This is a genomic window from Nocardiopsis akebiae (assembly GCF_018316795.1).
Lineage (GTDB): Bacteria > Actinomycetota > Actinomycetes > Streptosporangiales > Streptosporangiaceae > Nocardiopsis > Nocardiopsis dassonvillei.
In genome coordinates this window covers 2,773,542-2,799,079 of sequence record NZ_CP074132.1, presented here as the reverse complement: position 1 = coordinate 2,799,079, position 25,538 = coordinate 2,773,542, and the positions used below count along the sequence as shown (strand labels likewise).

Annotated in this window: 22 protein-coding genes; 11 read left to right on the top strand and 11 right to left on the bottom strand. The window is 73.1% G+C overall.

Features of this window, described 5'->3' with window-relative positions:
• Window positions 1-73 precede the first annotated feature (73 nt).
• Entirely contained in the window at window positions 74-2,311 is a 2,238-nt protein-coding gene (locus KGD83_RS12080; protein ID WP_212643852.1) for an N-6 DNA methylase, read from the top strand.
• A 148-nt stretch (window positions 2,312-2,459) separates the two neighbouring features.
• Here the strand turns inward: KGD83_RS12080 and KGD83_RS12075 are convergent, their stop codons facing one another.
• The gene (locus KGD83_RS12075) at window positions 2,460-3,422 is read right to left on the bottom strand and encodes a helix-turn-helix transcriptional regulator (RefSeq protein ID WP_249352290.1); all 963 of its coding nucleotides are present in this window, start codon (window positions 3,420-3,422) and stop codon (window positions 2,460-2,462) included.
• A 63-nt stretch (window positions 3,423-3,485) separates the two neighbouring features.
• Between KGD83_RS12075 and KGD83_RS12070 the strand changes: the two genes are divergently transcribed.
• On the top strand, window positions 3,486-4,628 hold the full coding sequence (locus KGD83_RS12070) for an epoxide hydrolase family protein (RefSeq protein WP_212643850.1): 1,143 nt from the start codon (window positions 3,486-3,488) through the stop codon (window positions 4,626-4,628).
• Between the two features lie 122 nt (window positions 4,629-4,750).
• On the opposite strand, the gene KGD83_RS12065 is transcribed toward KGD83_RS12070, so the two are convergent.
• The 6 genes from KGD83_RS12065 to KGD83_RS12040 all read right to left on the bottom strand — a co-directional run bounded on the left by KGD83_RS12065 (window position 4,751) and on the right by KGD83_RS12040 (window position 11,871).
• Window positions 4,751-6,154 carry a purple acid phosphatase family protein gene (locus tag KGD83_RS12065; RefSeq protein ID WP_212643849.1) on the bottom strand — a complete coding sequence of 468 codons (1,404 nt, stop codon included), beginning with the start codon at window positions 6,152-6,154 and terminating at the stop codon, window positions 4,751-4,753.
• A 105-nt stretch (window positions 6,155-6,259) separates the two neighbouring features.
• The gene (locus KGD83_RS12060) at window positions 6,260-7,909 is read right to left on the bottom strand and encodes a hypothetical protein (protein WP_212643848.1); all 1,650 of its coding nucleotides are present in this window, start codon (window positions 7,907-7,909) and stop codon (window positions 6,260-6,262) included.
• Window positions 7,910-8,050: 141 nt separating this feature from the next.
• The gene (locus tag KGD83_RS12055) at window positions 8,051-8,485 is read right to left on the bottom strand and encodes a YchJ family protein (RefSeq protein ID WP_212643847.1); all 435 of its coding nucleotides are present in this window, start codon (window positions 8,483-8,485) and stop codon (window positions 8,051-8,053) included.
• A gap of 125 nt (window positions 8,486-8,610) precedes the next feature.
• Complete coding sequence (locus KGD83_RS12050; RefSeq protein ID WP_212643846.1) at window positions 8,611-9,588, bottom strand: serine hydrolase; 978 nt, start codon at window positions 9,586-9,588, stop codon at window positions 8,611-8,613.
• A 297-nt stretch (window positions 9,589-9,885) separates the two neighbouring features.
• The gene (locus KGD83_RS12045) at window positions 9,886-10,503 is read right to left on the bottom strand and encodes a DUF4352 domain-containing protein (protein WP_212643845.1); all 618 of its coding nucleotides are present in this window, start codon (window positions 10,501-10,503) and stop codon (window positions 9,886-9,888) included.
• Window positions 10,504-11,007: 504 nt separating this feature from the next.
• Window positions 11,008-11,871 carry an SDR family oxidoreductase gene (locus tag KGD83_RS12040; RefSeq protein ID WP_212643844.1) on the bottom strand — a complete coding sequence of 288 codons (864 nt, stop codon included), beginning with the start codon at window positions 11,869-11,871 and terminating at the stop codon, window positions 11,008-11,010.
• 200 nt (window positions 11,872-12,071) lie between these two features.
• Here KGD83_RS12040 and KGD83_RS12035 point away from each other — a divergent pair, with 200 nt between their 5' ends.
• A complete protein-coding gene (locus KGD83_RS12035) occupies window positions 12,072-12,974 on the top strand; it encodes a helix-turn-helix domain-containing protein (RefSeq protein WP_212643843.1) in 903 nt (300 codons plus the stop codon).
• A gap of 168 nt (window positions 12,975-13,142) precedes the next feature.
• On the opposite strand, the gene KGD83_RS12030 is transcribed toward KGD83_RS12035, so the two are convergent.
• Window positions 13,143-13,988: an alpha/beta hydrolase gene (locus KGD83_RS12030; protein WP_212643842.1), complete on the bottom strand. Its 846-nt coding sequence runs from the start codon at window positions 13,986-13,988 to the stop codon at window positions 13,143-13,145.
• A gap of 436 nt (window positions 13,989-14,424) precedes the next feature.
• Between KGD83_RS12030 and KGD83_RS12025 the strand changes: the two genes are divergently transcribed.
• Both KGD83_RS12025 and KGD83_RS12020 read left to right on the top strand, forming a co-directional pair.
• Window positions 14,425-15,093 carry a hypothetical protein gene (locus tag KGD83_RS12025; RefSeq protein WP_212643841.1) on the top strand — a complete coding sequence of 223 codons (669 nt, stop codon included), beginning with the start codon at window positions 14,425-14,427 and terminating at the stop codon, window positions 15,091-15,093.
• A gap of 65 nt (window positions 15,094-15,158) precedes the next feature.
• Entirely contained in the window at window positions 15,159-16,259 is a 1,101-nt protein-coding gene (locus tag KGD83_RS12020; RefSeq protein ID WP_212643840.1) for a helix-turn-helix domain-containing protein, read from the top strand.
• Between the two features lie 30 nt (window positions 16,260-16,289).
• On the opposite strand, the gene KGD83_RS12015 is transcribed toward KGD83_RS12020, so the two are convergent.
• Window positions 16,290-17,336, bottom strand: coding sequence for a glucose 1-dehydrogenase (locus tag KGD83_RS12015; RefSeq protein WP_212643839.1), 1,047 nt, complete (start codon window positions 17,334-17,336; stop codon window positions 16,290-16,292).
• Between the two features lie 341 nt (window positions 17,337-17,677).
• Here KGD83_RS12015 and KGD83_RS12010 point away from each other — a divergent pair, with 341 nt between their 5' ends.
• The 3 genes from KGD83_RS12010 to KGD83_RS12000 all read left to right on the top strand — a co-directional run bounded on the left by KGD83_RS12010 (window position 17,678) and on the right by KGD83_RS12000 (window position 21,443).
• Window positions 17,678-19,078, top strand: a complete 1,401-nt coding sequence (locus KGD83_RS12010; RefSeq protein WP_212643838.1) for an acyl-CoA synthetase — start codon at window positions 17,678-17,680, stop codon at window positions 19,076-19,078.
• Window positions 19,079-19,464: 386 nt separating this feature from the next.
• Complete coding sequence (locus KGD83_RS12005; protein ID WP_212643837.1) at window positions 19,465-19,884, top strand: Fur family transcriptional regulator; 420 nt, start codon at window positions 19,465-19,467, stop codon at window positions 19,882-19,884.
• A 59-nt stretch (window positions 19,885-19,943) separates the two neighbouring features.
• A complete protein-coding gene (locus KGD83_RS12000) occupies window positions 19,944-21,443 on the top strand; it encodes a catalase (protein ID WP_212643836.1) in 1,500 nt (499 codons plus the stop codon).
• A gap of 178 nt (window positions 21,444-21,621) precedes the next feature.
• On the opposite strand, the gene KGD83_RS11995 is transcribed toward KGD83_RS12000, so the two are convergent.
• Window positions 21,622-21,999: an ankyrin repeat domain-containing protein gene (locus tag KGD83_RS11995; protein ID WP_212643835.1), complete on the bottom strand. Its 378-nt coding sequence runs from the start codon at window positions 21,997-21,999 to the stop codon at window positions 21,622-21,624.
• A 208-nt stretch (window positions 22,000-22,207) separates the two neighbouring features.
• On the opposite strand from KGD83_RS11995, the gene KGD83_RS11990 reads away from it, so the two are divergent.
• The gene (locus KGD83_RS11990) at window positions 22,208-22,996 is read left to right on the top strand and encodes an SAM-dependent methyltransferase (protein ID WP_212643834.1); all 789 of its coding nucleotides are present in this window, start codon (window positions 22,208-22,210) and stop codon (window positions 22,994-22,996) included.
• A 255-nt stretch (window positions 22,997-23,251) separates the two neighbouring features.
• Window positions 23,252-23,686 (top strand): hypothetical protein, encoded by a 435-nt coding sequence (locus KGD83_RS11985; RefSeq protein WP_212643833.1) that lies wholly within the window; start codon window positions 23,252-23,254, stop codon window positions 23,684-23,686.
• A 108-nt stretch (window positions 23,687-23,794) separates the two neighbouring features.
• Here the strand turns inward: KGD83_RS11985 and KGD83_RS11980 are convergent, their stop codons facing one another.
• Complete coding sequence (locus tag KGD83_RS11980) at window positions 23,795-24,796, bottom strand: glycoside hydrolase family 11 protein (RefSeq protein ID WP_212643832.1); 1,002 nt, start codon at window positions 24,794-24,796, stop codon at window positions 23,795-23,797.
• 391 nt (window positions 24,797-25,187) lie between these two features.
• Here KGD83_RS11980 and KGD83_RS11975 point away from each other — a divergent pair, with 391 nt between their 5' ends.
• The gene (locus KGD83_RS11975; RefSeq protein ID WP_212643831.1) at window positions 25,188-25,481 is read left to right on the top strand and encodes a SelT/SelW/SelH family protein; all 294 of its coding nucleotides are present in this window, start codon (window positions 25,188-25,190) and stop codon (window positions 25,479-25,481) included.
• The last annotated feature ends 57 nt before the right edge of the window (window positions 25,482-25,538 follow it).

Genomic DNA, 25,538 nt, shown 5'->3' with positions numbered 1-25,538 from the left:
GAACAGGGTTTTCACCCGACGCCTGTGTATAGTCGTGACCGGTCTGCTGTCGTCCCGGACGGGTGGGGAAGCCATGGGCACCGGTGAGGTGGAGGTGAGCTCGGCCGACATCGCCAGGATCGCGGGCGTGAAGCCGACGGCGGTGAGCAACTGGCGGCGCCGCCACGACGACTTCCCCGAACCGGTGGGGGGCACCGACCGCAGCCCCCGGTTCGACCTGGGGCAGGTGGAGGAGTGGCTGTCCACCCACCGCCGAACCCCGAGCATCGACCCCGACCAGCGCCTGTGGCAGGCGCTGGACTCCCTGCGCGGCTCCGTCCCCGTCGACGCGGTGCTCGTCCAGGCCGGGGTGCTGCTGTGGCACCTGAGCCGCGACCCCGAGGCCGGGGAGCGCGGCGCCGGGGAAGCCGGGGAACGGGACGGATCCGCGCTGGCGGTGCACGCGCGGTGGAGTTTCGAGGATCTCCTGGAAGGCGCGGGTCTGGCCGCTCTGTCCGAGCGCCGCCCCGAACCCGTGCCGGACGCCCAGCTGGGTCCGCTGGCCGACGCGGCGGTGCGCGCCGCGCGGGAGAGCGATCCGCGGGACGCCTTCGAGCGCCTGCTCAGCCGCCTGGACCAGCGCGCCCCCTCCGGCTCGCACACGGTCCCGCCCGAGCTGGCCGACCTCATGGTGCTCCTGGCCGGAACCGGGAACGCAGGGTCCGCCCCCGAGGACAGCGGAGACGAGCACGCCGGGGCGGGGAACCCCGGAACCGGCCCCGAGGAGACCGCGGCCCCGGAGGAGGACGGCGCCGGGAACGCGGACGGTCCCGCCGGTACCGTGGCCGACCCCGCCTGCGGGCGGGGCGGGCTGCTGCTCGCCGCCGCGCGCGGTGGACGGCGCGCCCTGCTGGGGCAGGACCGGGACGCGGCCTCGGTGTGGCTGGCCGCCCTGCGCCTGGCCTTCGCCGGCGCCCTGACCGGGGAGGCGGACCTGCGGGTGGCCGACGCGCTGCGCCTGCCCGCGTTCGCCCCGAGCACACCGGACGGCGCGGACGGCGCGGACGGCGCGGACGCGGTCGTGTGCGCCCCGCCCTTCGGCGAGCGCAACTGGGGAGTCGAGGAGCTAGCGGAGGACCCCCGGTGGACGTACGGGGTCCCTCCGCGCCTGGAGTCCGACCTGGCCTGGGTCCAGCACTGCCTGTCCCTGGTCCGGCCGGGCGGCTCGGCGGTCGTGCTGATGCCCCCGGGGGCCGCCCAGCGCCCCTCGGGGCGGCGCATCCGCCGGTCGCTGCTGCGCGCGGGTGCCTTCCGTGCGGTGGTCTCGCTCCCGCCCGGCTTCGCGGCCCACTACGCCGTTCCCCTCCAGCTGTGGGTGCTGCGCCGACCGGAGCGGGACGCGGTCCCCGCTCCCGTGCTGCTCGTGGACACCGCCCCGCACGAGCCCGGGCAGACCTGCCCGCCGGGCGAGGTGCTCGGCAGGATCGACCGGCTGTGGCGGGAGTACCTGGCCGACCCGGAGGGGTTCGACGAGCACCCGGGGACGGCGCGGACACTGGAGGTGGCCGACCTGCTGGACGAGGACGTCGACCTGACCCCCCGCGCGCGCCTTCCGGTTCCGCGCGCCTCGGCGGGCGGCCTGGACCTGTTCGCCGAGCGGCGCACGCGCCTGGAGGGCGCGCTGCGTACGCTGCGCACGCTCCTGCCCGAGGCGCCGCGGGTCGAGCCAGGCGGCGAGGCGGTCGGGGTGGTCACGCTCGGCGAGCTGGCCCGGGCCGGGTCGGTGACGATCCGGCGGCCCCTTGCCCGGCGTTCGGCGGAGGAGGCGGGCCCGCGCACCAGCGCCAGGGTGGTCACCGGTGAGGACGTGGCCCGCGGGCTGGGGGCCTCGCGCACGGAGGAGGTGGACGCCGACCCGATGCGCAACCCGCCGATCCAGGAGGGCGACGTCCTCATCCCGGCGGTGGCGCCGAGGCCCGCCGCGCGGGTGGCGACCGGGGACGACGCGGGAGCCTACCCCGGCGGCGGCCTGTACGTGGTGCGCACGAACCCGGGAGCGGTGGACCCGTGGTTCCTGGCGGGTTTCGTCACCAGCTCCGGCGAGAGCCGGAACATCACCCGGATGAGCAGCAGCATGCGGGGCCACCTGAGGATCGACCCGTCCCGGATGCGGCTCCCGGTACTGCCGGTGGAGGAGCAGAGGCGCTACGGGGAGCTCTTCCGGAGGGTGGCGCGGTTCCGGGAGGCGCTGCTGGAGCTGCGGGGGTGGGGCGAGGAGCTGGCCGACCAGGCCGTCGACCTGGTCGCCGGGCGGTGGGAGACCTCTTCCTAGCATCCGCGGGCGGCACCGGCCCGCTCCTTCGGGCAGGGGCGTCGCGACGGACCCCGGCAACCGCCCGGGTTCCGTCGGTCCGACACGTGCGGACACGGGCAGGCGGAGCGCGGACGGCCGAGCCCCGCACCGGGCCGTCGGCCGGGATTCACGTGGCGGACGCGCCGCCCGCCGCGCGGCGCAGCCTCGCCGCGAGGCGGTCGAACGCCGCCGCGAGCTCGTCTCCGTCGATCACCTCGACGTCGGCGTCCAGCTGCGTCATCCACAGCGCGAGCCGGTCCGGGTCGTCCGAACCCAGCTCGACGCTGCACGTGGTCTCGTCGACCACCTCGATATCGACCGGGACGGGCATCTTCGCGGCGACCCCGGCGGCGGGGGCGTGCACGAGTACCCGGGCGCGGTACTTCCAGGCCGCCTTGCCGACGCTTCCGACGACGTACTCGACGGCGTCGTCCCCCGGGATCGCGCGCGGCCGGAACCGCGCACCCGTCGGTGCGTGCGCAACCATGCGGTCGACACGGAAGATCCGCCAGTCGTCACGGTCCAGATCCCACGCGAGCAGGTACCAGAGCGGCCCCCAGCTCACCAGCCGTCGCGGTTCGGTGTGGCGGGCCGCCTCGCCGCCCCCGGGCTTGGCGTATCCGAACCGGAGCCGTTCGCCGCCGCGGACCGCGGCGGCGACAGCGCCGAGGACGGACAGGTCGAGCGGCGGTTCGGTCCCCGGAACGACGCTCGTCGCCTCGCGTACCGCCTCGACGCGTCGGCGCAGGCGCGAGGGCAGCACCTGCTCCAGCTTCGCGAGCGCGGTGAGCGATGTCTCCTCGACGCCGAGCCTCCGCGTCGCGACCACACCCAGTCCGACCGCGACGGCGACGGCCTCGTCGTCGTCGAGCAGCAGCGGGGGCATCGCCGTCCCGGCTGCCAGCCGGTACCCGCCCGCGACACCGGGACGCGCGTCCACCGGGTAGCCGAGCGAGCGCAGCCTGGCGATGTCGGCGCGCACGGTCCTGGTGCTCACACCGAGCCGACCGGCGAGCTCCGAGCCCGTCCAGCCGCGCTTGAGCTGGAGCAGTGACAGCAGTTCGAGCAGGCGGGCGGAGGTCTGCAACATGTTCCCCATCATCTCGGCGATCGCGGAAGCCCCCCTGCCGCATTGCCTGGAAACGTCGGTCCCATGAACGAGGACAACGCACTCGCACCGTTCCGCATCGACGTCCCCCAGGCCGACATCGACGACCTGCGCGACCGGCTGGCGCACACGCGCTGGCCGCTCCCCGTGCCGGGCCGGGACGACCGCACCGACTTCAGCCGCGGCGTCCCGCTGGTGTACCTGAAGGAGCTCGCCGAGTACTGGCGCGACGGGTTCGACTGGCGTGCGCAGGAGGAGGGGCTCAACGGGTACGGACAGTTCACGACGGCCGTCGACGGCCAGACGTTCCACGTCGTCCACGTGCGGTCGACGAACCCGGAGGCCGTCCCGCTGATCCTGAACCACGGCTGGCCGGGCTCGTTCGTCGAGTACCAGCGGCTCATCCCGCTGCTGACCGATGAGTTCCACGTGGTCGTCCCGTCGCCGCCCGGCTTCGGGTTCTCCACCCCGCTTTCGGGGACCGGCTGGGAGCTGGCACGGACGACGGAGGCCTACGCCGAGATCATGACGCGTCTGGGCTACGAGAGGTTCGCGGCCCACGGCACCGACATCGGCGCGGGCACCACCGGCCGCCTCGCGTCGCTCCACCCGGAGCGCGTCATCGGCACGCACATCGGCAGCGACCCGCGGTGGCTCGGGCTGCTCGGCGACAAGTTCCCCTACCCCGAGGGTCTGTCCGATGAGGAGACCGCCCAGATCGAGGCGGTGCGAGCCGAGGACGCGGCCGAGCGCGGGTACCTGGCGATGCAGGAGCACCGCCCCGACACGATCGGCGCGGCGCTCACCGACTCGCCGGTCGGCCAGCTCGCGTGGATCGCCGAGAAGTTCAAGACCGGGGCCGACGGCTCCTACCGGACGCCGGACGAGACGGTCGACCGCGACCAGCTCCTCACGAACATCAGCCTGTACTGGTTCACCCGCAGCGGCGCGTCGAGCGCGCAGTTCTACTACGAGTCCGCGCACTCCGGAACCGACTTGGTCACGGCCTCCGGCGTGCCGTCCGGATGGGCAGTGTTCGACGCCCACCCGCTCATACGCCGCGCGGTGGACCCGCGGAAGGCGATCGGTCACTGGAGCGAGTTCACCGAGGGCGGTCACTTCCCCGCGATGGAGGCGACGGAGCTGCTCGCGGACGACATCCGCGCCTTCTTCCGCGGCGTCTCCTGACTGCGCGTCGCGGCCCGCGGGCCGCGCAGACCCGCTCAAGGCCCGACCACGCCCGGGCGTGCGCCCGGGCGTGGTCGGGCGGCACCGGCCGTCCCGAGGGCGCGTGCGACGGGGACGGCGCCTCAGGAGCCGTCGGTGACGCGCTTGCCGTCCCCGTCCCGGACGATGGTGAAGGAGTCCACGAGCCGGCCGTCGGCGGTGCTGGACCGGTACTCCAGGGTGTCGCCGTCCACCGAGACCGTCTGGAAGGTCTGGGTGTCGGTGCGCTGTACGCGCACCTCGGCGCCGTGGTCGGTCCAGTTGCCCTCGGCCGCGTCGTAGGTCTTGGGGCCGGTCACCGCGACCACGTAGACCGGGCCGGTGTGCGTGCCGGGGTCGCCGGTCCGGTGCTCGGCCACGTTGCCCCGGGTGTAGGAGTGGTCGTGTCCCTGGAGGACCAGGTCCACGTCGTACTCCTCCAGCACCGGCAGCCACGCCTCGCGCAGCGGCTCGTTGTCGCGGTCGGGGTCGGCGGAGAAGACCGGGTGGTGGAAGGTGACCACGGTCCACTCCTGGGGGTTGTCGGCCAGCACCCGCTCCAGCCACCGCCGCTGCGTGTCCAGCCACCGCTCGGCCTCCTCCGGGGGCACCTCGCGGTAGTTGGAGTTGAGCACCGCGAACCGCACGCCCTGGTAGTCGGTGTGGTAGACCGTCCCGGCCAGGTCCGCGCCCCGGTCGGGGCCGTTGCCCGCGCCGCGGAACTGCGGAACCCAGTGTTCGCTCAGTCCGCCGTCGTACTCGTGGTTGCCGGGCGTGGCCACGTGGTTCATGCTTCCTGCGGCCGGGCCGAAGGCGTCGAACCACTCGTCCCACTCCGAGCCGTTGTCGGCGGAGTCGACCAGGTCGCCGGAGTGCACGGCCAGCTCGGCGTCGGGCGCGGCCTCCAGCCCGGCCCCGACCACGGGGGCGGCCTCGTCGGTGATGTCGTTCTGGATGTCGCCGAAGTACAGGAAGCTGAAGGGTTCGGCCCCCTCGGCGGCGGTGGTGAAGGTGCGCCAGTCGCTCACCGCTCCGCCCGCGTCACCGCCCCCGCCGCCCCCTCCGGCTACTTCACCGCCTTCGCCGTCCGCACCGATCCGGTAGCGGTAGGCGGTGTCCGGTTCCAGGCCGGTGGCCGTGGCCGTGAAGGTGGAACCGGGCTCCTCCCCTCCGGTGGCCCGCCCCTGGATCCGGACGGGTTCCGCCGACTCGTCCTCGGGGCCGATCTCCAGGAAGGCCTCCCGCGCACCGTAGGCGCGCCAGGTCACGGTCTGGGAGGTGCCGGGGTCGGCCGTGGGTGAGAGCAGGACGCGGTCGACGGGCCGCTCGGGCGGGGCCTCGGGGGCGCATGCGCACAGCCCGACCGTGAGGACCGCGCCGCCGAGGGCCGCGAACGCGCGGAAGGGAGCGGAGCGGGACCGGAGCGGGCCGGACCCGGCCGAGCGGCCCCGCGGGGATCGGGACGGCGCCGGGCGGGGCCGCGGAGCGCGGGACGGAGCGTCGGGCATGAGGAGGACTGTCCTTTCTGACGGCGGACCGGCGCCGCTGGCGCGAAGGGGCGGCGGGCGGCGGGGAGCCCCCCGTGCGACGGCTCCCCCGGTCTACCAGGCCGGCTACCCGACCAGGGAGTCGAGCATGGGCCCGAACTCCTCGTCGGAGGTCAGCAGTTCCACCGACCTGTTCTCGTGGTCGATCCTGGCCCCCACGGGACGCAGGTCGGGCGGCGTGCCCTGTTCGCGCGAGCCCGAGCCGGGGTGCCACCAGTAGAGCTGGGCGCTGACGGGCTTGTCGCCGTCGGCGGTGAACCGCTCGGCGATCTGCTGCATGTGGTCCAGGGCCGCGATCGGGTGGCCCTGTCCCAGGGGGTGGGCCAGGAGCACCTCGGGGACGGGGAAGGCCACGAGCGCGCCGTGCGGCAGGTCGCCGAGGTAGCGGTCGAGGGCGTGCGCGTGCGCCGCCGCGTAGGGGTGCCGGCCGCCGATGTGCACGATGTGCGCCCCGTCGAGCTCGCGCTCGCTGACCTCGACGGTCTCGGCCACGGAGGCGGCCACCGCCTCGGCGAAGACCTCGCCGTCGGGGCGGCCGGAGCGCTCGTGCACCTGGCGGGGCAACGGCCTGAGCGAGTCGGCGGCGTCCACGACCACGGTCTGCCACAGCCCGGGGGCGACCTCGCGGGCCAGGAGGGATTCCAGCGCACCCTCGGGGAAGGCGGAGGCGGGGTAGAGGCGAACCCGGAGCCGTCCGTCGGTGTCGCCGCCGCCCTGCCCGGTGGCCTGGCTGAGCTGTTCGACGGACGTGCGCGCGAACTGGGCGGTGTTGTGCGCGATCTGCTCGGGGGTGGCCCCGCTCAGCGCGGAGCGCAGTCCGCTGATGTCGGCGCTGGCGTGGTTGCCGTCGGTCAGCGTGACGACGAGCGTGTCGGCTCCCTGGAAGGCGGCGCCGACCCCGGCCGCGGCGAAGGCCGCCGCCAGGGAGACGGCCACCGTGTCTTCGGGGTCCGGAGCGGAGGGGGCGCCGGTCGGCTCCGCGTCCCCCGTACCGGTGGAGGGCGACTCGGCGGAGGACCCGTCGGCCCCCTGCTCCCGCTCACGCGCGGCGCCGGCCATGAAGTCGGCGAAGCGGGCGGCCAGGTCGGTCCGCTGCTCCTCCGCGGCGATGACGGCCTGGTCGAAGGTGTCCCCCATGTCGGCCTCCATGAGGACCGCGCCCCCGAAGTCGAACACGCGCAGGCGGGTCGGCGGCAGGAAGACGGCGCGCAGCCCCTCCCGCTCGCACGCCCGCACCAGGGCCGCGCCGAACTCCTCGCGCGTCCGTTCGGGCTCCAGTTCGCGCGCCTGCTCCAGCCGGGCGCCGAGCCAGTCGGGGATCCGGTCGTGCGCGCGCGGAAAGCGCTCCAGCTCCTGGTCGTAGACGAGCGGGCTGGTCCCGGGCGGCAGGTCGGGCTCGGTGTCGTGGTTGTACTCGACGTTGAACCGGTGCGAGTGGTGGACCGAGAGGACCATGGAGAGCCAGGTGCCCGCGCCCTCCTGGAATCCGGACCGCTTGAGCGTGTCGACCAGGCCGCCGACACCGCCGGGCACCTCCAGCTGCCGGACCCGGCCGTCCGCCTCCTGGACGGCGAGCATGTCGGCGCGGTACGCGCCGATCACCCTGGCCAGGTAGGTGAGCTGCTGCCAGCCCTCCGGGACGACCGCGACCAGTCGCCCGGCGAGGTCCTGGAGGACATCGCCCTGCTCCAGGGGGCCGGGAGGTTGGGGAGTCATGCGGGGCTCCGTGTCCGTGTGGGTGCGTTCGGTCGGTTGCGCCCTCCCTTCCTATCGTGCCGGGGGGACGGAGCGTGACCTCGCCCGCACCTGACGCTGCGCGCCGCGTACCGCCGCCCGTTCACGCGGTCCGGCGAGCCCTCAGTCCGCGAGCGCGTCGAGGTAGACCCAGGCGCCCTCGTGGCGCACGAAGCGGCTGTTCTCGACGAGCGCCTCGTCGCGGGCGCCCTCGCGGTAGGAGGCGCGGAAGGCGACCGTGCCCTCGTTGTGGAACGGGGTGCCCTCGGTGGTGGACAGGATCTCCAGGCGCACCCACTCGGTGCCGGGATCCGGGTCCAGGCGCCGCGGCCTGGTGCTCGGGTGCCAGGTCCGCAGGAGGTGGTCGCGGTCGCCGACGGCGAAGGCGCTGTAGCGGGAACGCATGAGCTGTTCGGCGGTGGACGCCGCGGCCCGCCCGCTGTGCAGGCGGCCGCAGCAGTCCCGGTAGACCGACGGGCCGCCGCAGGGGCAGGGCGCCTGGGGATCGGCCGCGGGGCGGGGCGGGGACGTGCGGTGGCGGGTTCTGCGCTGCGACATGACCTCCATTGTGGCGTCCCGCCCCCGCTGGCGGTGACAGGTCCGGAGCGGGGGCGCCGCGGAGCCGGGCCGGGTGCTGGCCCGGGTCTGACCGGTGTCGGCCCCCGGGGAGACGGGTCCCGTGTTCAGGCGCGGCCCGAACCGTCGGAGCCGTCCGATCCGTCGGACAGGGGCCGCGTCAGATCCGTCGGCGGCGTCCCGATCCGCACGTCCTGGCCGGTCAGGCCGGAGTGCACCTCGGCCGCCACGGACTCGACGGTGTCCACCCCGTAACGCATCCCGTCGTTGTCGTCGGTCAGGACGACGATGTCGTAGTCGCCGACCGGGGTGTCGCGGAAGCCGCCGATGCTGTGCACCCGCCAGAGACCGGTGTCGGTGTGGGGCAGCCAGCCGTTCTTGAGGTGGACCTGGGCGTCGGCGGGTGCTCCCGAGGGCACGCCCCAGCGCTGTTCCCCGATCACGTCGCCCATGAGGCCGCGCGCGAACTCGCGCTCCTCCTGACCGAGCACGTCGTTGTCGGTGCGCAGCAGGCGGAGCAGGGTGAGCTGGTCGGAGACGGTGATCCCCATCAGCCCGACGTAGCCCTCGGGGTCCGGTTTCGTGGCGTCCATGCCCGCCAGGTCGAGGAACCGCTGGATGCGCTCGGCGCCGACCCGGTTGCGCAGCTCCGTGGCGGCGTCGTTGTCCGAGACGGTGATCATGGCGGTCGCCAGGTCCCTCTCCTCGGCGGTGAGCTCCCGGTTCTCGTCCATGGCGGTGCGCAGCAGCGCACCGAGGACGACGACCTTGCCGACGCTGGCCGCGTCGAACTCCGCGTCGGGGTCGAGTCCGCAGGTGAGGTCGCCGCCGTGCGCGGAGACCCCCACGGCGACGGTCCCCTCCCGCTCGTCCACACGCTCGCGGATCCCCTCGTCGAGCCGTCGCGCGAGGTCGGGGTGGGACTCGGAGGTGCAGATCGGCTCCTGCGCTGCGGCCGTTACCACGGCGGCCGGAGCGGCGGCAGCCGGAGCAGCGGCCGACCCGGCGGTGAGCGCGGCGGCGAGGACCAAGGCGGCGGACCGTGCCGGGCGTCGGTACCCGGCGGGTGTGCGGTCGGCGGACATGGAAGGGGCCCTCCCTCGTTCGGCGGGTCGGAGCGGCGGAACAGGCCGCGGACGGGCCGGCGGACACCCTGCACACCCATACGGGCACACAGGGTGATCGACCGGCCCTTCGATTCTCGGTGTCCGGGCTCCGCCACGCGCGAGCGACACGGGGTACCGCGCCTCCGCGAAGCGGTAGCGCGGAGGGGGCACGAGGAGAGCCGCACCGCGCACGGAAAGGCGCGGACCTCCGGTCGGTTCCCACTCGCCCTCCGACCGGAGGTCCGCTGGAGACGGCCCCCGTCCGGGCCGTCCGCTCTACCCCACCTCGACGGTGTAGGTCTCACCCAGGCCGAGGGGCCCGCCGAACTCCACGCTGGCGGGGGTGAAGGCCCCTTCGGCGGTGACCACGCCCTCGGCCCGCTGACCGGGGCTCAGGGTCAGGGTGTCGATCTGGTTCTCGTCCTCGCCCAGACCGCCCGAGGTGTCGTGCTTGGTGCCGTCGTCGGCGACGAGCGCGAAGTAGAGCGGGTTGACGTCGACGTTCTCGTCGCTGTTGTTCTCGACGGTGACGTACACACTCGTGAAGTCACCGCCGTCGTGGAGGATGCTCGGTGTGAACTCGGTGGTCTCCGCCGTCAGGACGACGTCCTGCTCCTCGGCGGCGGTCTCCTCCGCGGCTGTCTCCCCAGCGGGTCCCTCCGCGGGGGCCTCCCCATCCGCCCCACCGCCCGCCTCCTCCCGGGTGGCGGCGGGCTCCGGGGCCCCGCCGTCGAGGTCGTCCCCGCCCAGCACGGCCACGCACCCGACGAGCAGGAACAGGAAGAGGAGGACGCCGAGGCATCCGCCGCAGCCGAGTCCGACCTTCTTCCCGGTGGACATGCCCCGGTTGGCGGGCGGGGGCGGCGGGCCGTAGGGCGGCTGGGGCGAGGTCATGGTGTGCTCCGGTCTGTGTGCAGGGGGCAGCACGGGGCGCTGCCGGAATGTGCGCCGCCCACCGGGCGGATGTGCTCGGCGGGCAAGGGCAGAGACAGGAATGCGCATACACACCGGCCTTCGCGAGACCCATTGAGCTTCGCTGTGTTCTCACCATACACAGAAGTCGTGAATATAGCCAACCACTATCTTGTACACGCGCGTTCACAGCTGCCCACTCGCACAGTGACCCCTGGGACACGGAGTGCGTCTGCCACGGGCAGCCCACGTCCGCACGAAACCGCAAGAGTCCGTGTACGGTCCCCGCCCTCGCCGCCAGCACCCCCGCGCAGCCCGCCGTGGCAGCACGCGGCCTCCGGCCGGACCCCGCGCCCCACCCGCACCAGGACCCGAACGCACCAAGGAGACCGACCGGGCCTTCACCGAGGTGCGGGATCCGGCGGAGACCGGTCATGACGCACCGCCGGCAAGATCCACCCCTCAGATGGTGCGGGTGTCGGAGAGTCAGGCAGCGGGATGGTCGGTGAGGGGCGCGGTCCGCGCGGTGGCGTCGAGGTTCGCGCGCAGGGCCTCGACCTTGTCGGTGACAAAGGCGTGCGAGTCCGAGCCGAGCACCTGGCGCAGCGGGCCCTCGGCGCCGCTCACGACCCGCTCGATGATCGCCGTGGCGCCCTTGACCGGGTCGCCGAGCTGGCTGCCCTGTAGGCCCAGGTGGTTTTCGACCATTTCACGGATGCCCGGGTAGGCCTCGGTGGTCTGGGCGGGCAGCGCGAGGGAGTCCCGGGTGAGGAAGTCGGTGCGGAAATAGCCGGGCTCGACGATCGTGACCTTGACGCCGAAGTCGGCGACCTCACCGGCGAGGGCCTCGCTGAGGCCTTCCAACGCGAACTTGCCGGCACAGTAGAGCGCCCACCCCGGAAGGGAGACCAGCCCGAGCACCGAGGAGACGTTGACGATGTGACCGCTCTTCTGCTGACGCAGAACCGGCACGGTGGCACGCAGGACGTTCCACACGCCGACGACCTGGACGTCGAGCATGTCGCGGACGTCGGCGGGGTCGGTTTCCTCGACCGCGGCCAGGTAGCCGTAGCCAGCGTTGTTGACAACGGCGTCGAGGGTGCCGAAGCGGGCGACGGTCTGGTCGACGGCCTGCTTGACAGCAGCATCGTTTCGCAGATCGACGGCCAGGGGGAGCAGCCGTGACGTGTCGACGCTATCGCCGATCGCCGACAGCAGCCGGTCGGTGGATCTGGTGGTCGCCGCGACGTTGTCGCCGCGCTCGAGCAACTGGGTGACCAGCTCAAGGCCCAGGCCGCGAGAGGTACCGGTCACGAACCAGGTCGACGGACGATTCGACGGAAAACCCATGGTCATCCTCAATCTCGGAGTTCGGGGAGACGCCGACGGGTGGTGTCCCGTGCCGGCGTGACTCCAAGACTGGTTCACGGCACAAGGCCGCGGGGACTGATCTCGGGCCCTGTGCGACCTCGCACGCCGGAACCTAGGACTCGGAGGTCCAGTCGCAAGCGGCCCAGGTGGATTCTGTCGCCCCCGTGGATAATGGGGTCGTGGCACAGACGAATCGCGAACTCGCCGATTTCCTACGCCGTGCTCGGAGCCAGGGCGACCCGTCACGGGCGGGACTGCCGCCCGACGGGCGCATACGCCGCGTCCCCGGGCTGCGGCGCGAGGAGGTCGCACTGCTGGCCGGGGTGTCCACCGACTACTACGCTCGTCTCGAGCAGGGCCGGCGTATCACGCCCTCCCCGGCCGTGATCGAGGCGATCGGTCACGCGCTCGGACTCGACGCCGCAGGACGGACACACCTGGAAGACCTCATCGGGGTGACGGCGGCACCGACCCGGCGACGGGCCCCTGGCGTCCAACGCGTGCGTCCAGGGCTCCACCAGCTCCTCGACGCCCTCGACGGCGAACCCGCGCTCGTCCTTGGACGTCGCACCGACGTGTTGGCGGTCAACAGGATGGGCGCAGCGCTTTTCGCCGACTTCGAAGGCATGCCTCCCGCCCACCGCAACTACGCGCGCTGGATATTCCTCGACGAGGAGGCCCGCACACTGTTCGTGGACTGGGACGACCAGGCCCGCGCAGCGGTCGAGAGCCTGCGGTTCGAGGTCGGCCGGGATCCCGACGACCGCGCCACCATCGCGCTCGTCGCCGAGTTGCGCGAACACAGCCGCGAGTTCGACCGGTGGTGGGAGCAGCATCGGGTGCACCAGCGCACCCACGGCTCGAAGCGTCTTCGCCACTCACTCGTCGGCGACCTGACCGTCGAGTACGAGACCCTCAACCCGCCCGGCGACACCGACACCACACTGTTCATCTACACCACTGAGGCCGACTCGCCGTCACGGCGGGCTATGGACATCCTCGCCAGCTGGACCGCGTCCAGCTCGGGAATCGGGATACAGCGCCAGAGCCAGGGCACCGACGGCGTCACCGAACAGGACTGAGCACCGCCTCCCGGAACACGGCCCGGAACCGCGCTGACACTCCCTCGGCCACCGGACGAACCGTGTGCAGCCGTTCGCCCGTGTGCGCGCCCCAAGACCCCCGCGCTCCCCTCGGGCGCGTGCTCCCGGACGGCGGCCGCCCGTCCGGGAGCGCGGGGGGTCGGTGGCCTACCCGAGGTTCTTGCTGTCGGTGTCCCACTCGGTGGAGCACAGACCGCAGTCGTCGCCGACGAACTCCTGCCGGGCCCGCTGGTCGCCCTTGAGCTGCCACTCCAGCCAGGCGACGCCGACACGGCCGTACTCCCCGCCGTCGGGCTCGGCGAAGGTGCCGTAGTGGCCGACGTCGAGGTGGCCGATGAAGGCGGGCAGCCCCTGCGGCAGGCGGTCGTAGTCGTCCAGGGCGTTCTCGTAGGCGATGTCGCCGGGGCCGCCGGTGAAGTAGGCGACGGGGGCGTGCAGGTCCTCCAGCAGGTCGTTGTCGCGGTCGGTCAGCAGGCCGCTGTTCCACAGCACGGTGGTGTCCACGCGCGGGTCGTCGGCGACCTCGTAGGTCTCCAGGCCGCCGCAGGACTGGCCCATGATCGCGACGCTGTCGGTGTCGATGTGGCCCCGGTACTCGCTGAACAGGCGGTCGTTCTCCTCGATCGCCCAGTCGACCGCCTCGGTGAGCATCTCGGGGTCGGTGCTGCCGAAGCCGCCGGGGCGGCCGCTGGCGATGACCAGGAAGCCGTGCGAGGCGAACTCGGTGAGGATGTTCTCGAACCACGTCCCGTCGGCCCGGCAGGCGCCGTTGCCCCAGGCCACGATGGGCAGCCGTTCGCCCTCGGGCAGGTCCACGGGCCGGTAGACGGTGTGGTCGCGCAGGCGCAGGGTGGTGACGTACTCGGCGTCGTAGGGCCCCGTCCCGCCCAGGACCCGCACCGGGTCGGCGGCGGCCGTCCCGGGGGCGAGGGCCGCGGCCGTCGCCAGGCCGAGCAGGACGGACGCCGTTCGGCGTGCCAGCGGTGATCCCATCTCATTCTCCTTGGGGGGTGCGTGAAATGCGGGGTCGGTCTTCCAGCGCGCTGGACACCGAATATCGGACGCCCCGCAGGGGGTGTCAACACACCCCCGCGCACGACACGTGGTTCCACCGATACGACCGCAGGGCCTGCGTTTTCTCCGCTCGGTGACGACGCGTGCACCTGACCAGGAAAGGAGCGGACCCGGGAAAGGGAAAACGGCTCCGCGCGAAAAGGCGACGGTCTCTCCGGCTCCGCCGGGAACAAGGACGGGTTCTTCCGCGACCGGAACGGCACGGCGCCGACCGACCGCGCCGCTGCGGCCCGTGCGGACTGTCGGCGGTCGTCCGCACACTGGGGGAAGCCCCCGCACCACGCCCCGAACCCGAAGATCTCCGACCACGATCGCGGTAGTGTTTCTTCACGTTGAGACTCCCGGAGGGTGCTCTGTGCTCATCGACCCCCACCACCGAGACGACCGGCTGGCCCGGATCGCAACGTCCTGGACGATCCTGGAGAAGGCCCTGCGCCGGGGCGAGGAGGGCTGGCGCAGCGCCACCCCGAGCCACGGGGTGGACGCCCCCTCCCAGTACGCCCACCGCTGGCGGCTCGCCGCGCTGCGGGACGAGCAGAAGCTCCACCACGGCTGGGACAACGCCCGCCTCCTGCAGATCGAACTCACGGTCGACGCCGAACGCACCACCGCCATCCAGACCCTGAGCGGCGACCACCACACCGGCAGCCCGAACCCGGCAGCCGTACCCCGCAACCGGCACCCGCGCGGCCCCAAGGGCCAGCGCCTGCTCACCGGGCGCGGCGGACACGAACAGCTCGCCCTGTTCCCCGAGACACCCCCGATCAGGCACAACGAGGTGTCCCTCGACGGCTGCGAGGAACTGGAGGTGTGGGTGCTCCTGGTCCACCGTGTGGACGACTCCGGGGACGGCCGCGTCTTCTGGCATAGTGAGTTGTCCCGGCCCCACCCGCCCGACGCACGGGGCTACATCACCGGGTGGCACGAGCGCGTCCCGCTCCCCGCCCTGGAGATCGGGGCCGTGGCCCTCCCGGAGGGCGACGAGGAGCCGGAGGGACTCGACGTCCCCGTCAACTTCCGCTAACGACGACCGTGCCCGGCGGGTCCGCGCCCGCCGGGCCGTGGACAACGACAAGGCAGCCGCACACCATGGTCACGCCGTCACGCATCCGGCTCGCCCGGGAGCGCAGGGGACTCACCCTCGCCCGGTTGGCACGGATGAGCGGGATCTCGCAGCAGAGCCTGTCGGGTTACGAGAACGCGCACGCCGTCCCCACGGCCGACACGCTCGCCGCCATCGCGGGCGCCCTCGGGTTCCCCACGGCGTTCTTCACCGCCGACGAGGTCGAGGAGGTCCCCTCCGAGGCCGTGGCCTTCCGGGCCAGGACCAAGACCTCGATGCGCAAACAGAAGGCCGTGCGCTCCCAGGCCGCCCTGGCGATCGAGCTCAACGACTGGATCGGGCGGCACCTCGCCCTGCCCGAGCCCTCGGTCCCCACCTACGGCAGGCCCTCCCCAGAGGCCGCCGCGGAGATGGTCCGCTCGCTCTGGGAGCTGGGCGACACCGCGGCCCCCAACATGGTGCACCTGCTGGAGGCGCACGGGATCCGGGTCTTCTCCCTGGACACCGAGCACCAGGAGGTGGACGCCTTCAGCTTCTGGCGCGACGCGGTGCCCTACGTCTTCCTCAACACGGGCAAGAGCGGCGAGCGGGGCCGCTTCGACGCCGCGCACGAACTCGGCCACCTGGTCATGCACGGCCACGAACGCCCCTCCAGCGGCCCCGGGGCCGAACGCGAGGCCAACCAGTTCGCCAGCGCCTTCCTCATGCCCCGCGCCGACGTCGTGGCCCGCATGCCCGCGGGCGCCCAGATCGACCAGGTCCTCAAGGCCAAGTCGATCTGGCGGGTGTCGGCGATGGCCCTGGCCCACCGGCTCCACGACGTGGGGCTGCTCACGGACTGGCAGTACCGCTCCACCTGCCGCCAGCTCGCCGAACTGGGCTACCGCTCGGCCGAACCGGACGGCATCGCCCGCGAGACCTCACAAGTGCTGCCCAAGGTCTTCTCCCTGCTGCGGAGCAGCGGCCGCACCCCGGCCTCGGTGGCCGCCGCGCTGCACATCCCCCTCTCCGAACTGCACGCGCTGATGTTCGGGCTCTCCATCACCGCCCGCACCGGCACGGGGTCGGGAACCGCGGCCCCCGCTGAAAGGCCCGTGCTCCGAGTCGTCCCCGACTCGCGGCGGTAGGGCGCACCGGAGTCCGCCCGGCGCGGCGGCTCACAGCTCGATGACGGTCTTGACGTCGTCACCGCCGGGCTCGAACGCCTCGTGCGCGCGCTCCAGCGGCAGCCGCCGGGTGATCACCCGCTCCAGCCAGGAGTGGTCGGCCCGCGCCAGCGCCCGCGCGGCCATCTCGTAGTGGCGCAGGTTGGCGTTGACCGACCCGAAGAGCACGTCGTTCTCCAGGACCAGCCGGCGGTTGATCTCCCCGGCGTCGACGTCGATCGTGCGCCCGCCCGACGAGATGCCGGTGAGGCACACGATCCCGTAGGCCGCGTTGTGGGTCATCGCGTCGAGGATGACACCGGAGGCGCCGGTGGCCTCGATGACCACGTCCGGCTCGCCCGTGGCCGCGACCTCGGCGACGCCCCCGGTGTGGTAGGTCGCCCCGAGGGCGGCCACCAGCTCGGGCTTGACCCCCTGCTCCACCCGGTCCAGCACGTGCACGTCCAGACCGCGCTGGACACCGATCATGGCGGCGAGCAGACCGATCGGCCCGGCTCCGGTGACGAGCAGGCGGCGCGGCTCGAACCAGGCGCGTCCGCCGATCCGGTCGATCTGGTCCCACGCCTTGGCCACGACCGTGGTCGGCTCCATCAGCACGCCCACGCGCTCCAGCGACGGGTCGAGCCGGACCGCGTAGTCGGCCTCCACCGTCCACTGCTGGGAGCCGTAGCCGTGGAGCTGCTTGATGCCGCGCTCGGTGAACCGGCCGTTGCGGCACATGTCGAACTCGCCGTGCGCACAGGCCCCGCACGGCACGGGATCGGGCCTGCGCACCACCCCCACCACCAGATCGCCCGGGGAGAAGCCGCTGCCGTCGGGGGCCTCGCGCACCCGGCCCAGCGACTCGTGCCCCAGGACCAGGCGCTCGTCGCCGGGCGGCGCCTCGCCGTACTCGGCGGCCGCGATCTCGCGGTCGGTGCCGCAGATCCCCAGCGCGACGCCGTCGACGAGCAATTCCCCCGCCTCCGGCACGGGCGCCTCCACCTCGCCGACCCGCACCGAACCCGCCTGCGACGGCACCACTGTCAGAGCACGCATGGCCCTCCCCCTCACCTGACGCACGTGTCGACCCCGGCCCCGTGTACCGGGGCGCCCCCGGAACGCCGATCCGGGGTCGGGAACGGCCTCCGGCGCCCGCACCGCTTCCCGGGGATTCTGCCAAGCGGCTACCCGGACGCCGCTCCCGACACACGAGGCGGGGCGCGAACGTGCCGGGGCGGAGCGGGGGCGGGACGCGCACGTGCCCGGGCGCGAACGTGCCGGGGGGCGAGCCGAGCCGATCGCCGGCGGGCCGGGGCGTGAACGGGCCGAGGACGCTCCCGCACCGCTCCTGTGGTGTACTGGCCGACTGGACAGGACACGACCGGAAGGGGCGCGAGGTGCTGCTGGGTTCGGGCGCGGGCGAGGGGACCGCGGTGAGCGTCGGCGGGGCGGGGCTGGACCGCGAGGGACTGTGGTCGGCCGCGGCCGCCGTGGCCGAACGGGTGGCGGGGGCGGACGCCGTCGCCGTGCACGGCGAGGCCTCGCTGTCCACGGTCGTCGCGGTGGTCGGCGGCCTGCTGGCCGGGGTGCCCGTGGTCCCGGTCCCCGCGGACTCGGGGACCGCCGAGCGCCGCCACATCGTGCGCGACTCCGGCGCCGCGCTGTGGCTGGGCGCCCCTCAGGAGGACGTCGACCTGCCCGTCGTCCCCGTGGACCCGGCCGAGCGCTCCTCGTTCACGCTCCCCGAACCGCCGCCCGACTCCACCGCGCTGGTCATGTACACCTCCGGGACCACCGGACCGCCCAAGGGCGCCCTCATCCCGCGCCGGGCCGTGGCAGCCGACCTGGACGCGCTCGCCGACGCCTGGGACTGGACGCCCGACGACGTGCTGGTGCACGGTCTGCCGCTGTTCCACGTGCACGGCCTGGTCCTGGGCGTGCTGGGGGCACTGCGCGTGGGCAGCCCGCTGCTGCACACCGTCCGCCCCACCCCCGCCGCCTACGCCGAGGCGGCCCGCGGGGCTCGGCGCGCGACCCTGTTCTTCGGCGTGCCGACCGTGTGGTCGCGGATCGCCCGCGACCCCGACAGCGCACGCGCCCTGTCCGGGGCGCGGCTGCTGGTCTCGGGCAGCGCCCCGCTGCCCCACACGGTGGCCGACGGCCTGCGGGGGGCGTGCGGCCACAGCCCCGTGGAGCGGTACGGGATGACCGAGACGCTGATCACCGTGGCGGCGCGCGCCGACGCGCCCCGGCGCACCGGCTGGGTCGGGACGGCGCTGCCGGGTCTGGAGACGCGGCTGCGCGGCGAGCGCGGCGAGCCCGTCGCCTGCGACGGTGAGAGCGTCGGTGAACTCCAGGTGCGCGGCGCCACCCTGTTCGGGGGCTACCTCGGGCTGGCGGAGGCCACGGCCGCGGCGTGGACCGGGGACGGCTGGTTCCGCACCGGCGACGCGGCGGTCCGCGACGGGGACGGCTGGCACCGGATCGTGGGCCGGATGTCGGTGGACATGATCAAGACCGGCGGCTACCGGGTCGGCGCGGGCGAGGTCGAGTCGGTGCTGCTCGGGCATCCCGGGGTGGCGGAGGCCGCCGTGGTGGGCGAGGCCGACGACGACCTCGGCCAGCGGATTGTGGCCTACCTGGTGGGCGAGGGCATCTCCCCCGAGGCGGTCATCGACTTCGTGGCCGAGCGCCTGTCGGTGCACAAGCGCCCGCGCGAGGTGCGCGTGGTGGACACGCTGCCGCGCAACGCGATGGGCAAGATCCAGAAGAAGCTGCTGGGCGACGCGCCCGCCTGAGCGCCGGCGGGGCGGCGGCCCGCCCGCCGGGACGGGGCCGGGGAACGCGAGCCCGCCGACGGTCGCGGGCCCCCGCTGGAACGGGCGCGGGGCGACCCGCGTGTGATCGTGGGCTGTGGGGCCACAGGCCCCTCCCCCTCTGAAGTGCTTGACCAAGCGGCACTTTTACGGCGTAGATCATAAAAGGGACATTCCGACAGGCACCGGGACGCGGTGGTCCACCGCCGCGGACCGACCAGCCGCGCACCAGCGGGGGCGGCGGGAACCGGGCGAGGCGCGCGGCGGGGCGGTTCCACCGGGGCCGCCGGGACCCGCCGGACGGGGGTCGGCGCCGGGTTAGGCGCACCTTTGTTGGAATCATTCCAGAAAAGTGGTTCAATGGGCGCATGCACCAGACGGAGACCGAGGCCCTCCTCCGGGGGGCTTCGCTACGCGTGACCCGACCCCGGGTAGCGGTCCTGGAGGCGGTCGGGGCTCATCCGCACGCCGACGCCAGCACCGTTCTCCAGGCGGTCCGCGGCCAGCTCGGTGCGGTGTCCACACAAGCGGTGTACGACGTGCTCAAGGCTCTGACGGACGTCGGACTCGTCAGGCGGATCGAACCGGAGGGGTCGCCCGCGCGCTACGAGCGCAGGGTGGGCGACAACCACCACCACGTGGTCTGCCGCGACTGCGGCACGATCGCGGACGTGGACTGCGCCACCGGCGCCGCGCCCTGCATGACGGGTTCACAGGACCACGGTTTCGCCATAGACGAGGTCGAGGTCACCTACTGGGGAATCTGCCCCGACTGCCAGAAGGCCTGACACACGCCCGGTGCCCTGACCGCGGCACCGAAAGATCCCACCTTAGGACCGAGGAATTCATGTCTCAGGACAACACGAAGCCGCTGACCACGGCCAACGGCGCCCCGGTAGCCGACAACCAGAACAGCCTCACCGCCGGACCTCGCGGCCCGATGCTGCTTCAGGACCTGTGGTTCCTGGAGAAGCTCGCGCACTTCGACCGCGAGGTCATCCCCGAGCGTCGGATGCACGCCAAGGGCTCCGGGGCCTTCGGCACCTTCACGGTCACCCAGGACATCACCCGGTACAGCAAGGCCGCGATCTTCTCCGAGGTCGGCAAGCAGACCGAGATGTTCGCCCGCTTCTCCACCGTCGCCGGTGAGCGCGGCGCCGCCGACGCCGAGCGCGACATCCGCGGCTTCGCCCTGCGCTTCTACACCGAGGAGGGCAACTGGGACGTCGTCGGCAACAACACCCCGGTCTTCTTCTTCCGCGACCCGCTGAAGTTCCCCGACCTCAACCGCGCCGTCAAGCGCGACCCGCGCACCAACATGCGCTCGGCCGAGAACAACTGGGACTTCTGGACCAACCTCCCCGAGGCCCTGCACCAGGTCACCATCGTGATGTCGGACCGCGGCATCCCCGACGGCTACCGCCACATGCACGGCTTCGGCTCGCACACCTTCTCGTTCATCAACGAGGCGGGCGAGCGCTTCTGGGCCAAGTTCCACTTCCGAACCCAGCAGGGCATCAAGAACCTCACGGACCAGGAGGCCGCCCAGGTCGTGGCCGGGGACCGCGAGTCCGCGCAGCGCGACCTGTTCGAGGCCATCGAGCGGGGCGAGAACCCCAAGTGGACCTTCTACGTCCAGATCATGCCCGAGGCCGAGGCCGCGGACTACCGCTTCCACCCCTTCGACCTGACCAAGGTCTGGTCCAAGAAGGACTACCCGCTCATCGAGGTCGGCGAGTTCGAGCTCAACCGCAACCCGGAGAACTACTTCGCGGACGTGGAGCAGGCCGCCTTCACCCCGGCCAACCTGGTCCCGGGCATCAGCTTCTCGCCCGACCGCATGCTCCAGGGCCGCCTGTTCTCCTACGGTGACGCCGCCCGCTACCGCCTGGGCGTCAACCACCACCAGATCCCGGTGAACTACCCGCGCGGCGCCAAGCTGGTCAACACCTACCACCGCGACGGCACGATGCGCGTGGACGGCAACCAGGGCGGCGTGCCCGGCATCGAGCCCAACTCCTACGGCCGCTGGCAGGAGCAGCCCTCCTACGCCGAGCCGTCGCAGGCCATCGGCTCGACCGCGGACCGGTTCGACTACCGCGAGGACGACGACAACTACTTCGAGCAGCCGGGCAACCTGTTCCGCCTGATGAACGCGGACGAGCAGCAGCGCCTGTTCGAGAACACCGCGCGCGCGATCGACGGCGCCTCCCAGGCCACCATCGAGCGCCACATCGGCAACTGCGCCAAGGCCGACCCGGCCTACGGCGAGGGCGTGCGCAAGGCGGTCGAGGCCCTCCAGGCGGGCAAGGCCTCCGCGACCGACCCCAACTCGGACGCCGTCTGAGCAACGCCCGAAGCCCCGACCGGGGCGAGGGCGTGAGGACCCCGGATCCGGGTCCGATCCACCGAGCCGACGCGGCCCCGACCGCGTCGGCTCGGCCCGTTCCGGGGCCCGGGCCCTGGGAGGGCGCCGTCGGGCCCGGGGGCCGCGGCGGCGCGGCCCCCGGATCGGGATCAGGGGATCAGGGCAGCAGGTGGGAGCGGCCGAACATCTCGGCCGCGGCGCGGGCGCTCGGCGTGCCCGCGTCGAGGTCGGCGCCCGCCGCGACGAGCAGCGCCACGATGCCCTCCTCCCCCTTGAACAGCGCACCGGCCACGGGAGTCTGGTCCCGGTCGTTGCGCAGGTCCACGTCGGCGCCTCGGTCCACGAGGGCGCGGACCACGGCCTCCCGGCCGTGGTAGGCGGCGAGCATCACCAAGGTGTTGCCCTGCTCGTCGCGGGTGTCCACGGGAAGGCCGTGGTCGAGGAACTCCAGCAGCTCCTCCGTGCGCCCCTCCCGGGCGAGGTCCATGGCCAGGGCGATGACCCGGCCCGTCTGCTCTGCGGAGAGTTCGTTCATGGGTTCCATGCTAGACATCCCCACCTGGCAGAACGCGCACACGCGGGCGCGGCGGGGACCGGGCGGGCGGAACCGGGGGCGCACGGGAGTGGCCGAGGGTGCGGATCCCTGCCCGCAAACCCCTGTGGCGCAAGGGTTTCGTGGTTGCGGTGGTGCCCGCCGTGCCAGGAGAATCGCAGCGCGACACCCACTTCCCCGAGAGGACGCCATGACCGCCACTCCCCCCATCGACACGTCGGTCCCCCACTCCGCACGCGTGTGGAACTACTGGCTGGAGGGCAAGGACAACTACCCCGTCGACCGGGAGCTGGGCCGGCAGATCGCGCTGGCCTTCCCCGAGATCGTGGAGGTCGCCCGCGCCGACCGGCAGTTCCTCGTCCGCTCGGTCACGCACCTGGTCGAGGAGGAGGGCGTCCGCCAGTTCCTGGACATCGGCACCGGCCTGCCCACCGCCAACAACACCCACGAGGCCGCCCAGGCCGCCGCGCCCGAGTGCAAGGTGGTCTACGTCGACAACGACCCCCTGGTGCTGACCCACGCCCGCGCCCTGCTCACCAGCAGCCCCGAGGGCTCGACCGAGTACGTCGACGCCGACCTGACCGACCCCGGCCCCCTCCTGGAGCAGGCCCGCCGGTACCTGGACTTCTCCCGGCCGATCGGGCTGACGTTCATGGGCACCCTGGGCCACTTCCCCGCGGACGAGAGCACCTACGCCCTGGCCCGCGCCTACGTGGACGCGCTGCCGTCGGGCAGTTTCCTGGCCCTGTGCGACAGCACGAGCACGAGTCCGCAGATCATCGAGGCGTCCAAGGCGTGGAACGAGGGCGCGAGCCAGCCCATCCACCTGCGCACCGCCGAGGAGATCGAGCGCTTCTTCGACGGCCTGGAACTGCTGGAGCCCGGCGTGGTCTCGGCGTCCCTGTGGCGCCCGCTGCCCACCGAACTGGGCGAGCCCAAGGAGGTCGCCCAGTACGGCGGCGTGGCGCGCAAGCCCTGACCGCGGACGCGTGCGCGGGGGCGCCGGGCCGGAGAAACCCCGATCGGGGAACGGGGCCGGGCGGTCCCGCGCTCACCGGGGGACGGGCGAGCCGGACGGACGGCAGCGGGGTCGGGCGGGCGGCCCCGCGGTCCTCGGCGGGTGAGCGGTACGCGGCGCGGTCCGCGGACCGGCCTCCCCGAAAAACCGGGATCCGCCCCGGTCAGGCCTGTGGACAACCCGGTCCGGCGGTGTCCGCGCGCGCATACTCAGAGCATGCTCTCCTCACACGCCTCCGCCCTGCTGTCCGCCCTCCTCGACGACCTGCCCGGCGCCAAGCACGTCCTGACCCTGCACACCCGGCACGCGCTGGCCACGTCCGTCGAACGCCGGGAGGAGGGCTTCGACGTCGAGCACCCGGCGGTGGTGGAGCGGCTGTGCCACGCCATCACCGGCGGCGACCCCGCGGCGGTGGTGCTGCACAGCCCCACCGACCGGATCTCCCACACGCTTCCCGACGGGGTGGACGTCCCCGTCACCCTGGTGCGCGGCTGGACGGTCGCCGACCGGGCCCTGGTGCCCCTGGACGAGGCGCGGATGTTCGACGCCCACTGCACCGACTCCGCGTCGGGAGAGCCCGTCCCGCCGGAGCCGGGCGTGGTGTACACGGACGCGCCCGCGGTCGACCTCACCCCCTTCCACGGCACGTGAGGGCCCCCGGCTCCGCGCGGTGCGGTGCCGGGGGCCCTCACGTGCCGCCCGGGGCGGCGCGGCGGCCGCGGCCGCCGCGCCACGGGTGGACGCCGACGGCGTCCGGGGTCAGTTCGCGTTGCAGGAGACCGTCGGCCAGGTCCAGTTGCCGTTGTGGTCGATGGTCACGCCCCAGTCGTTGCCGTTGCCGTTGGGCCTGGCGGTCAGCACCTGGGAGCTGGGGTAGTCGGCGCCGACGTTCCAAGTGGCGCTGATCCTGGCCGGGGACGGCACGTTCATCGTCACGGTCCAGTCGTTCGAACCGCTGACCGAGACGTTGAGGTTGTACCGGTCGCTCCACTGCTGCCCCGCGGACAGGGTAGCGGTGCAGCCGCCGCCACCGGGGTTGCCGCCACCGCCGTCATCGCCGCCGCCGCTGGAGCCCACGGTGATGTTGGAGCTGCCGCTGCTCTGGTAGCCCTCCGTGGCCATGATCATGTAGTCGTGGTTGCCCAGGTTCATTCCGGCGCGGGCCCACGCGTCGAAGTGGTTCCCGGAGGTGATGGTTCCGCCCGTGCGCCTGGACTGGCGCACGCTCCAGTACTGGGGGAAGGTCTGGATGCCGTCGATGGAGGGGGCGTCGTAGCGCATCGTCCGGTAGATGTCGTACGTGCCGCCGTCGCTGGTGACCGTGCCCATGTGCGTTCCGGTGGGCCGGTAGGTGCCCCAGTTGTCGACGATGTAGTACTCCACGAGCGGGCTCCTCGTCCACCCGTAGAGCGTCAGGTAGGAGTTTCCGGACGGGTTGAAGCTGCCCGAGTAGGTCACCGCCCTGCGCCCGCCGGTGGGCCAGCCCTTGCCGGCGACGAAGTTGCCGGTGTTGCGCCATGAGGTGGTGTAGTTGCCGCCGGAGCCCAGCTCCATGGAGACGGTCCCCTGGCTGTCGGTCCAGAAGGAGTAGAAGTAGCCGTTGTGGGTGCCGGTCTGGTTGGTGGTGATGGCCGCGCTGGCGGTGCCGGGCAGCAGCGCCAGGGTCGTGACCAGCGCGACCGCGACGGCGCAGACCCGGCCGACGAGCGTTCTGGCGCGACCGTCCCGGCGGCTCCGCGGGGGTGCGGGGGAAGGGTTCATGAGTGCTTCCTCCTCGTGGATGGGGGGTCAGGAGGCGTGCGGAGGACCGGATCGGGGGTGATCCGACCCGACGGGGACCGTGATCCCCGTCACGGGGTTAGTGTCCGCCCGGCTCCGTTACGTTGTCAATAAATTCCGGAAGATTCCGGACAACTGGACGGGGGACTCTCCTGGCTTTCGGTGTCTGCGCTGTTCAGCGACATGGGGGTACCACGCGACCGCGACCGATCGCCTTTACTTCCGGAAGGCTTCCGGATCAAGGTGGGCGGGGAGCCGCCATCCCACTGGCGCGCCGAAAGCCCGGCAGGCGCGGGCAACGCCTTCCCGCGCGGGCCGCGACAACGCGCTCCGGCCTCCCTCACGGGCCAGGGCCCGTGCCATGCTGGGAGTCATGGAGGTCAACGAACCGCGGCTGGAGATCGAGTACTGCACCCGGTGCCGGTGGCTCCCGCGGGCCACCTGGATGGCACAGGAGCTGCTGACCACGTTCGAGGCCGAACTCGGCGAGGTCGCGCTCGTCCCGGGCACCAACGGCGTGTTCGAGGTGCGCCTGGACGGGGAGAGCGTGTGGTCGCGCCGGACCGACGCGGCCTTCACCGACGCCGCCGAACTCAAGCGCCTCATCCGGGACCGGATCGCCCCCGAACACCACCTCGGGCACTCCGAGCTGCCCTCGGACGGCTAGGGGCCGGGGTCAGGCCCGTCCGCGTCCGGCGCGAACGGGCCCCTTCAGGAGCGCCGC